Consider the following 5,863-nt stretch of genomic DNA (forward strand, 5'->3'; position numbering starts at 1 on the left):
CGTCGCGGCGGCGCGCGCCCCGGCCGCGCGGGGGGCCCCCCCCCCCGGCGCACGAACGGGACCGTCAGCCCTGGCTGTTGCCGCCCTGGCCGTCCCCGCCCTGGCTGTTGCCGTCCTGGCCGTCGCCGTCCCGGCCGAGCTCGCGCGGGTTGATCGACCAGATGCCGCGCCCGAAGGTCGCCACGTAGAGCCGGCCGTCGGGGCCCTGCTTGAGCTGCTGCACCGCCGTGGTCGGCAGGTTGCGGCCGAGCACCGAGAACCGGCTCTCGCCCGGGGCCCGGTAGAACGCGGCGAGGTCGGTGCCCAGGGTGAGGCCGCCGTCGGGCAGGAGCTTCACCGAAGTCGCCGGGACGTCGGGCAGGTTGGCCGAGACGTCGGTCCAGGTGGCGCCGCCGTCCCGGGTCTCGAAGAGGTGGCCGGTGCCCGCGCCGGGGCCCTCCGTCCAGGTGCGCGAGAAGCCGTTGACGGCCACGAGGACGTGCCGGGCGTCCTTCTCGTCCACCGCGAAGGAGGAGATGTACCGGTTCGGGATCGTCCCGTCGACGGGCAGGTTCAGCTGGTGCCAGCCGGTGCCGTCGATGTTGCCCACCGCGATGCCGCGGCTGAACCCCTGGTTGTTGCACGGGCCGCACCAGCCCGCGTACACCGTGCCGTTGACGGTGGCGACGGCGGTGGCCACGTGACCGGCGCCCAGGTCGTAGGCGGAGGTCCACTCGCTGCCGCTGCGGATCGCGTAGCCCTTGTGCTGCACCCAGACGTGCTGGCCGCCGGCGATCCAGGTGTCGGCGTCCGCGGGGTCGGCGGTCATCGGCGCGATGAACCGGGCGGCGTTGGTGTCCTTGTCCGGCGGGGCGACCTCGTAGGAGGTGGCCTTGCTCGGATCCTTCGTCCAACTGCCGTCGTTCACAGCGCAGTTCTGGGTGACCCACATGTCCAGGTAGACGTACTCCTGGGCGATGTCGCAGCCGTTGGCCGGGTCGACCAGGGTGTCGCCGCCGTCCCCGCCGAAGTTGGAGCCCATCACCTTGTCGTGCGCCCGCAGGATGGACTCGCCGTTGTCCTGGAGCCCGCCGCTGACGATGACGCCCTTGCCGGACCGGTCCGCCGGGTCCTTGCCGACGCCGACCGAGTAGTACTGGAGGGTGTCCATGGTGCCGTCGTTGAGCGGCGTCCAGTCCTTGCCGTGGCCCCAGGCGTCCAACTGCCCCTTGCCCGGGCGCCGGTAGATGCCGCCGTCGTTGCCGACGTAGACGTTCACCTTGCCCTGGTAGCTGCCGAAGGCGACGGCGTGCTGGTCGGAGTGGGTGGTCGGCGAGCAGTCACCGGTCTGCTTGCTCGGGTCGATGCTCCAGCACGGGAAGCCGTTGTTCCAGTACGGCCCGACCGTCGCCCACGCGTTGCCGCCGTCGGTGGTCTCGAAGACCTCCTCCAGGCCCGCGTAGACGTGGTCCGGGTTGGCCGGGTCGACCTGGAGCGACTGGTTGTACCAGGCCTGGATGCCGGGCTGGTAGCCCGGGTCCTGGAGCGCCGAGCCGGACGCCTTGAGCTTGTCCTTGTCCGCGATCAGCGTCCACGGGCCGTACGGCGAGCCGGACTTGGAGACGTAGATGCCCTTGAGTCCGGTGTCCGGGTTGTGTGCGGCGACATCGGGCGACTGGTCGATCGCGTAGTAGCGCGAGCCGTCCGCCGAGCGGGCGAAGGTCACGTTGCCGACGTTCGCGGCGTCCGACGGCAGGTCGCCCAGCGCGCCGACGCGCTGCCAACTCCCCTCCGCGGCCTTGCTGTAGAAGCCGTTGTAGGTGTCGCCGCCGCGCCAGCCGACCGCCAGGACCACCTTGGACGGGTCCTTGGGGTCGATCGCGATGTCGTTGGCGATGTTCTTGTACGGCGCGCTCGGGTCCTTGGCCATCGAACCGCCCGGCAGGTAGTCCGGGTTGGGCGCGAACTCCAGCTTCCACGGCCCCGACAGGTCGGAGGTCGAGTGGCTCCACACACCGCGGCTGGTCGCCGCCCACACCTTGCCGCCGCCGAAGCGCAGCGCGTGGATGATGGTCGACTCCAGCTCCGGCCCGCCCACCCGGTTTCCGGGCTGGAACTTGCCGTGCTGCGGGTCGGACAGCACGTACACGCCGGTGCCGACGTACGAGGTGGCCCCGGTGTTGGACTCGCCGGTGGCGTACCAGAGCCGCCCGCCGCCGTCGAGGTTCAGGGTGCCGGTGGAGAGCGTGGGCAGCTTGTCGGCGATCGGCTCCCACCGGCCGCCGCCGGTACGGGAGCGGAACACCCCGCCGTTGGCGCCGCCCGCGTACACGTAGCCGTCGGTGTCGGCGGCGATGCCGGTGATCCGGCCGGTCACCAGTCCGGCGCCGCCGCTGGAGTTGGAGTTGACGTCCCGGTAGCGCGGGTCGTCGGAGTTGTACGGCTTGTCGGTGACGTGGTCCCAGGTGCCGCCCGTGTGCGGCATGGACTGCAACTGCGCCCAGGCCGCACCGTAGGCGCCCGGCGCCACGACACCCGGCGCGGTGCGCGCCTCGGTGTACTGGGCGACGCCCTCGGCGGAGTTCTCCGTCTCGTCGCCGCCGTCCCCGGGCGAGTCGGCCTCGGGAGCGGTGGTCGAACGGGGGGCGAGCGAGGAGGTCCCGGCACCCCGGACCTTCTTCGCGTGCTGCTTCCCGACGTCTGCCTGGTGCTGCACCTGCCAGGGTTGCGATGCGGACGGCGACGGCGCGGCGAGCGCCTGACTGGTGGTCAGTCCGAGGGCGGTGAGCGTGACGGCGCTGAGCAGCAGCCGACGACGATGCCTGATGGGCACGAGTGCGGTCCTCCCCTGTGGCCGGCCGCGCGGTTGCGCGGCCCCGGCGAAACAGGGGGTAAGCCTGTCCGGTGTGCCCGGCCAGGGGAAGGCCCGAACGGTAAAAGGAGGTTAAGACCCTTACCGTTTCGAACAGTTGGCATTCACCGAATGCCCGGACGCCCGAACGCCTGACGTCCGACGGCCTCGCTCACCGACCGGGCTGCCGCCGCCCGCACACCCGCCACCCACGCACCCGCCGCCACGACTCCCGCACCACGGCGGCCGGGTCGAAGGCTCCCGGCCGGTCCCGGGTGATCGGGTAGCAGGCGAGCCCGATCAGTGCCGCGCTGAGGTGGCCGATGCTGGTGTAGTCCCGGCTCTGGTGAACGCCGTAGACGTACACGGCGAGCACTCCCCCCACGTAGAGGTACCGCCAGGGCCGCACGATCAGGTAGCTGAGCACCCCGACCACCCCGGCGAGCGCGTAGCTCACGCCGTAGTCGAGCGTGTAGACGGCCTTCGGCGCCGCCAGGCCGCGGTGGATCGCCCAGCCGAGCACCCCCTCGCTGAGGTAGGTCGCCCCGACGTGTGCCAGCACCGCCACCGACAGCCAGCGCAGCGTGCCCAGCCAGCGCTCGGCGGGCACGTGGAAGAGGTTGTACAGCGCGAAGTAGCTCAGCCAGCCGCCGCCCGCGATCCACAGCGCGCTGGTCAGCAGCACCCGAACGGGTGAGACCTGGAGGTGGTGCAGGTTGGTCGAACGCCGCTGCAGGATCCGGTCGGCGGTCACCGGGTCGACGTGCCGGATCACCTGGGTGGTGACCAGCAGGATCGCCAGCCAGACGTAGGTGCCGGGGGCGCGCCGGACGTAGCGCCACGCCGCCCGGGCCGCGCGCGCCCACCAGGGCCCCGGGTGCGCCTGCGGCACGCCGGTGGTGCTGCCGGTCATCGGCGCCTCCTCGACGGTCCGCTCCTCCTCGACGGCCCCCACCTCACCCTGGCCCGCCCGGGCCGCCGCCCGCCGCCGCGACGGCCCGTTCGGGTGACCCGCCCGGCGGCGTCCGTACCCGGCCTCCGCCCGCGAAACCGTCGACGGGCGGGCGCGGCCGACTGCCGTAGGCTGGCTCTCCGGCCGCCCACGGGCCGCCGGGCACCGGAGACCGGACACCGCACGCAAAGGGCGCCAGGCACGATGAGGGACCGCCTCGGAACGACGCAGCCGACCGACACCGCCGCCTCCCGGACGCCTGATTCCAGAACGGCCGCCGACGGAACGGCGGCCGGCCGGAGGGCCACCGGCGGCCGGGCCGCGCTCGCGGCGAGCGCCCGCACCGCCGCGCTCCGGCTGCGCCTCACCTCCGTCTACGTCGTCCTGCTGACGATCACCGCCACCTGGCTCGCCACCCAGGGCCACGCCGGCCGGGTCCGGTTCGTCCGGCACAACAGCAGCAACGTCCACCACATGGAGGTGGGCAAGTGGTGGACGATGTTCACCAGCGGCCTGGTGGTCGACGGCGTCCCGGCCTGGGCCGGCATCGCCGCCGTCGCGATCGCCCTGGGCCTGGCCGAGTGGCGCTGGGGCCCGGCCCGCGCGGGCGCGGTGTTCGTCTTCGGGCACCTGGGCGCCACCCTGCTCACCGAGGGTGCCATGTGGGTGATGCTGACCGCCCGGATCCCGGGGGCGCTCTCCCGCGCGCGGGACGTCGGGATCAGCTACGGGCTGGTCGCCACCATCGGCTGCCTGCTCGCCCTGGGCCCGCGCGCGCTGCGCCGGTACGGCCTGCCGCTCCTCGCCCTGGTACTGGCCGGCGCCTGGGCGGCGGACCAGCAGCTGGCCGACGCCGGCCACCTGGTGGCCCTCACCCTCGGCGTCGTCGCCGCCCGCACCGCCTGGCTGCGCAACCGCGCCTCCTCCCGAAGCCCGGCGCCCGGCGGCGGGCCCCGCGGTGAACCGCAGTGAACCGCAGTGCAGTGAACCTCGGTGAACCGCGCCAGGGCCAGTGATCGTCCTTCCCAGTGGGCCGGGTACGATGCAGAACCGATCAACCGGCTGGCTACCAGCTTCTGGTGACCGTTGATCAGGCCAAACGGAGGGGACCCGATGCCCGAGTTCGACAACGCCACGAACCCTGCGGACGTGACCGACCCGGCGGGCTTCGCGGATCCGGCCGACTCCGCGGATCCGGCGGGCTTCGGGCATCCGGCGGACTTCGTGGACCCGGTGATGCTCCAGACCCACCGGCCCCACCCGGCCCGGATCTACGACTACTGGCTGGGCGGCAAGGACAACTTCCCGCCGGACCGGGCCGCCGCCGAGCACGCGATAGCCGCCGCGCCCGACATCCCGCAGGCCGCCCGGGAGAACCGCGCCTTCCTGCGCCGCGCCGTCCGGCTCTGCGTCGAGGCCGGGGTCCGCCAGTTCATCGACATCGGCTCCGGCCTGCCCGCCCAGGGCAATGTGCACGAGGTCGCACAGGAGCTGGCCCCGGAGTCCCGGGTGGTCTACATCGACAACGACCCGATCGTGCTCGCCCACGGCCGGGCGCTGCTCGCCAGCAACCACTCCACCACCGTGCTCACCGGCGATCTGCGCGACCTCGACGAGCTGCTCGACCGGCCCGAGCTGCGCGAGCTGATCGACCTCTCCCGTCCGGTCGCCGTCCTGCTGATGGCCGTCCTGCACTTCATCGACGACGACCAGGCCGCCGCGGCCGTCAAGGCCGTCCACGACCGCCTCGCCCCGGGGAGCTTCCTGCTGCTCTCGCACAGCACCGCCGAGGGCAACCCGCAGCGCGCCGCCGAGGTCGTGAAGACCTGGGACGACACCGATTCGCGCATCCGGCTCCGGGGCCGGGCCGAGGTGGAGGGCTTCCTCACCGGCTGGGAGCCGCTGGAACCGGGTGTGGACTTCGTCCCGCTCTGGCGCCCGGACGGACCGACCGCGGGCTCCACCCGCTGGATGTACGCGGGCGTGGGCCGCAAGCCCTGACCCCCTCCTCCCCGGACCAGCGCCCCGGCGCGCCAACCCCCCCCCGCGCGCCACCCCCGCCAACCCCCCCCCCCCCCCCC

Annotated in this window: 4 protein-coding genes; 2 read left to right on the plus strand and 2 right to left on the minus strand. The window is 73.2% G+C overall.

What is annotated here, in order from left to right; genetic code table 11:
- Positions 1-64: 64 nt before the first annotated feature.
- Positions 65-2,812 (minus strand): glycosyl hydrolase, encoded by a 2,748-nt coding sequence (locus tag ACFWXO_RS44290; protein ID WP_380532678.1) that lies wholly within the window; start codon positions 2,810-2,812, stop codon positions 65-67.
- Positions 2,813-3,002: 190 nt separating this feature from the next.
- Positions 3,003-3,743 carry a rhomboid-like protein gene (locus ACFWXO_RS44295; RefSeq protein WP_380532681.1) on the minus strand — a complete coding sequence of 247 codons (741 nt, stop codon included), beginning with the start codon at positions 3,741-3,743 and terminating at the stop codon, positions 3,003-3,005.
- Between the two features lie 243 nt (positions 3,744-3,986).
- On the opposite strand from ACFWXO_RS44295, the gene ACFWXO_RS44300 reads away from it, so the two are divergent.
- Positions 3,987-4,754 carry a rhomboid-like protein gene (locus ACFWXO_RS44300; RefSeq protein WP_380532684.1) on the plus strand — a complete coding sequence of 256 codons (768 nt, stop codon included), beginning with the start codon at positions 3,987-3,989 and terminating at the stop codon, positions 4,752-4,754.
- A 141-nt stretch (positions 4,755-4,895) separates the two neighbouring features.
- Positions 4,896-5,783: an SAM-dependent methyltransferase gene (locus tag ACFWXO_RS44305; protein ID WP_380532687.1), complete on the plus strand. Its 888-nt coding sequence runs from the start codon at positions 4,896-4,898 to the stop codon at positions 5,781-5,783.
- The last annotated feature ends 80 nt before the right edge of the window (positions 5,784-5,863 follow it).

This window comes from Kitasatospora sp. NPDC059088, from assembly GCF_042738155.1.
Taxonomy (GTDB): Bacteria; Actinomycetota; Actinomycetes; order Streptomycetales; family Streptomycetaceae; genus Kitasatospora.

Bases quoted from the DNA above. Each gene is read 5' to 3' on its own strand.
- ACFWXO_RS44300 (WP_380532684.1), top strand. From the start codon at position 3,987: ATGAGGGACCGCCTCGGAACGACGCAGCCGACCGACACCGCCGCCTCC.
- ACFWXO_RS44295 (WP_380532681.1), bottom strand. From the start codon at position 3,743: ATGACCGGCAGCACCACCGGCGTGCCGCAGGCGCACCCGGGGCCCTGG.
- ACFWXO_RS44305 (WP_380532687.1), top strand. From the start codon at position 4,896: ATGCCCGAGTTCGACAACGCCACGAACCCTGCGGACGTGACCGACCCG.